The 3,471-nt window shown below is 73.7% G+C and carries 2 protein-coding genes; both read left to right on the forward strand.

The features are described 5' to 3' along the window. The first annotated feature begins 157 nt into the window (after positions 1-157). On the forward strand, positions 158-907 hold the full coding sequence (locus ACFV0G_RS02815) for an HAD family hydrolase (RefSeq protein ID WP_380540484.1): 750 nt from the start codon (positions 158-160) through the stop codon (positions 905-907). Next, on the forward strand, positions 904-3,300 hold the full coding sequence (locus ACFV0G_RS02820; RefSeq protein ID WP_380540487.1) for a glycoside hydrolase family 65 protein: 2,397 nt from the start codon (positions 904-906) through the stop codon (positions 3,298-3,300). Before ACFV0G_RS02815 ends, ACFV0G_RS02820 begins: the two co-directional genes overlap by 4 nt. Positions 3,301-3,471 lie beyond the last annotated feature (171 nt).

Consider the following 3,471-nt stretch of genomic DNA (forward strand, 5'->3'; position numbering starts at 1 on the left):
CCCGCCCGGGGGCCCCCCGGGGCGGGGGGGCGGCCCCCCCGCGCCGCCGCCCCCCCCCCCCCCCCCCCGGCGGGGCCCCCCCGCCGTGCGGTGCGGACAACACGCCGCGCCGCGAATGGGCGGCATATCCCCGCCGATGCGGGTGAGACTTGCAGACATGCTGGGTCTTCCGGACACCATCCGAGCCTTTCTGTTCGACCTGGACGGCGTGCTGACGCAGACCGCCACCGTCCACGCCGCCGCGTGGAAGGACATGTTCGACACCTTCCTGCGCGCCGAGGCGGACCGCACCGGCACCCCGTTCGTGCCGTTCGATCCGGTCGCCGACTACGACGAGTACGTCGACGGCAGACCCCGCGACGACGGCACCCGCGGGTTCCTCGCCTCGCGCGGCATCACCCTGCCGGAGGGCACCGAGCAGGACCCGCCCGGCGCCCGCACCGTGCACGGGCTGAGCACCGCCAAGAACGAAACGGTGCTGCGGATGATCCGCGAGGACGGCGTGCAGCCCTACGCCGGATCGGTCGCCTACCTGCACCGGCTGCGCGACCTCGGCCTGCCGCGCGCCGTGGTCTCCTCCAGCGCCAACTGCCACGACGTGCTGCGCGCCGCCGGCATCGACGGGCTGTTCGACGTGGTGGTGGACGGCGTGGTCGCGCACCGCGAGCACCTCGCCGGCAAACCGGCCCCGGACACCTACCTCGCCGCGGCGCGGGAGCTCGGTACCGCGCCGGAGCACGCCGCAGTCTTCGAGGACGCACTGGCGGGCGTCGCCTCCGGCCGGGCCGGCGGCTTCGGCACGGTCGTCGGCGTGGACCGCACCGGGCAGGCCGACGAACTGCGCGCGCACGGTGCCGACCTGGTCGTCCGCGACCTCGCCGAGCTGATCCCCGGGGAGGGGCGGTGAGCACCGACGACGCGTTCGTCATCGACCCGTGGGGGGTCGTCGAGCACGGCCTCGACCTGTCCGGCCTGGCCCGGGCCGAGTCCGTCTTCGCCCTCTCCAACGGCCACATCGGGCTGCGCGCCAACCTCGACGAGGGCGAGCCGCACGGCCTGCCGGGCACCTACCTGAACGGCGTCTTCGAGCTGCGTCCGCTGCCGTACGCGGAGAGCGGCTACGGCTACCCGGAGTCGGGCCAGAGCGTCATCAACGTCACCAACGGCAAGATCATCCGGCTGCTGGTCGACGACGAGCCGTTCGACCTGCGCTACGGCGACCTGCGCAACCACCAGAGGTCGCTGGACTTCCGCGACGGGCTGCTGAAGCGCGAGGCCGAGTGGACCTCGCCCGCCGGGCGCACCGTCCGGGTCTCCTCCGCCCGGCTGGTCTCGCTCACCCAGCGGGCGATCGCCGCCGTCGACTACACCGTCGAGGCGGTCGACGGGCCGGTGCGGATCGTGCTCCAGTCCGAGCTGGTCGCCAACGAGCAGCTGCCGGACGGCGAGCGCGACCCGCGGGCCGCCGCCGTGCTGGAGGCACCGCTGCTCCCGGAGGCGCACGAGGCGGCCGGCACCAAGGCGGTGCTGGTGCACCGCACCCGCTACAGCGCCCTGCGGGTCGCCGCCGGCATGGACCACCTCATCGAGGGCCCGGACCGCTTCGAGGCGACCGCGGAGTCCTCCGAGCAGCAGTGCCGGATCAGCGTCACCACCGTGCTGCGCCCCGGCGAGCGGCTGCGGATGGTGAAGTTCATCGCGTACGGCTGGTCGGCGACCCGCTCGCTGCCGGCCGTGCGCGACCAGGTGGAGGCCGCGCTGACCGCGGCCCGGTACACCGGCTGGGACGGCCTGGTGGCCGAGCAGAAGGAGTTCCTGTCCGACTTCTGGGCGGGCAGCGACGTCGAGGTGGAGGGCGACGTCGAGCTGCAGCAGGCCGTCCGGTTCGCCCTGTTCCACGTCCTGCAGGCGGGCGCCCGCAGCGAGGAGCGGGCCATCCCGGCCAAGGGGCTGACCGGGCCCGGCTACGACGGCCACAGCTTCTGGGACACCGAGACCTTCGTGCTGCCGGTGCTCACCTACTGCCTGCCGGCCGCGGTCGACCAGGCGCTGCGCTGGCGGCACACCACGCTGCCGATGGCCCGCGACCGGGCCGCCCAACTCGGCCTCGCCGGAGCGGTGTTCCCCTGGCGGACGATCCGCGGCGAGGAGTGCTCGGGCTACTGGCCGGCGGGCACCGCGGCGTTCCACATCGGCGCGGACATCGCCGCCGCCGTGGTCCGCTACGTCCACGCCACCGGGGACGAGGAGTTCGAACGCACCTGGGGCCTCGAACTGCTCGTGGAGACCGCCCGGATGTGGCGCTCGCTCGGCCACCACGACGCGGTCGGCCGGTTCCGCATCGAGGGCGTCACCGGGCCCGACGAGTACAGCGCCGTCGCGGACAACAACGTGTACACCAACCTGATGGCGCAGGCGAACCTGCTCGCCGCCGCGGAGGCCGCGACCCGGCACCCGCAGGAGGCCGCCACGCTCGGCGTCGACACCGAGGAGGCCGCCGCCTGGCGGGACGCCGCCGCCGCGATGTTCATCCCCTACGACGAGAACCTCGGCGTCCACCCGCAGGCCGACGGCTTCACCGACCACCAGCTCTGGGACTTCGACAACACCCCGGCCGACAACTACCCGCTGCTGCTGCACTACCCGTACTTCGACCTGTACCGCAAGCAGGTGGTCAAGCAGGCCGACCTGGTGCTGGCCATGCAGGTCCGCGGCGACGCCTTCACCGACGAGCAGAAGGCGCGCAACTTCGCCTACTACGAGCGGCTGACCGTCCGGGACTCCTCGCTGTCCGCGTGCACCCAGGCGGTGATCGCCGCCGAGGTCGGCCAGCTCGACCTGGCGTACGACTACACGGCCGAGGCCGCCCTGATGGACCTGCACGACCTCGGCGGGAACACCCGCGACGGCCTGCACATGGCCTCGCTGGCCGGGGCCTGCATCGCGGTGGTCGCCGGGTTCGGCGGGCTGCGGGACCGGCAAGGCAAGCTGTCGTTCCGCCCGCGGCTGCCCTCCGGGCTGCGCCGCCTGGCGTTCTCCCTGAAGATCCGCGACATGCTGCTGCGGGTGGAGATCACCCATGCCGCCACCACGTACACGCTGCGCCGGGGCAAGGTCCTGACCGTCGTGCACGACGGCGAGGAGCTGACGGTGGAGTCGGGTGCGCCCGTCCGCCGGCCGACCACGACCGCCGAGGCGCCGGCCGAGCGGTGCATCCAGCCGCCCGGGCGCGAACCCGGCCGCCGCCACCCGCAGGCGGGCGTCCACGCCGCCCAGATCGACCATCTCGCCGCGGAATGACCCTCCGTCACCCCGGACGCTGATCCGGGGTCAGGCCACCGGCCCGTTAACCTGCCCCAACGCACGGAAAAGGCGGGGTGAATTTTTGGACGCCCCGGTGTTGGACATGGTCCCGGGGCTCAAGACGCGCGGGGGAGTTTGTACGGGTCACCCCCACCGCCGCGGCGGCGG

The organism is Kitasatospora sp. NPDC059571 (genome assembly GCF_042735675.1).
GTDB lineage: Bacteria > Actinomycetota > Actinomycetes > Streptomycetales > Streptomycetaceae > Kitasatospora.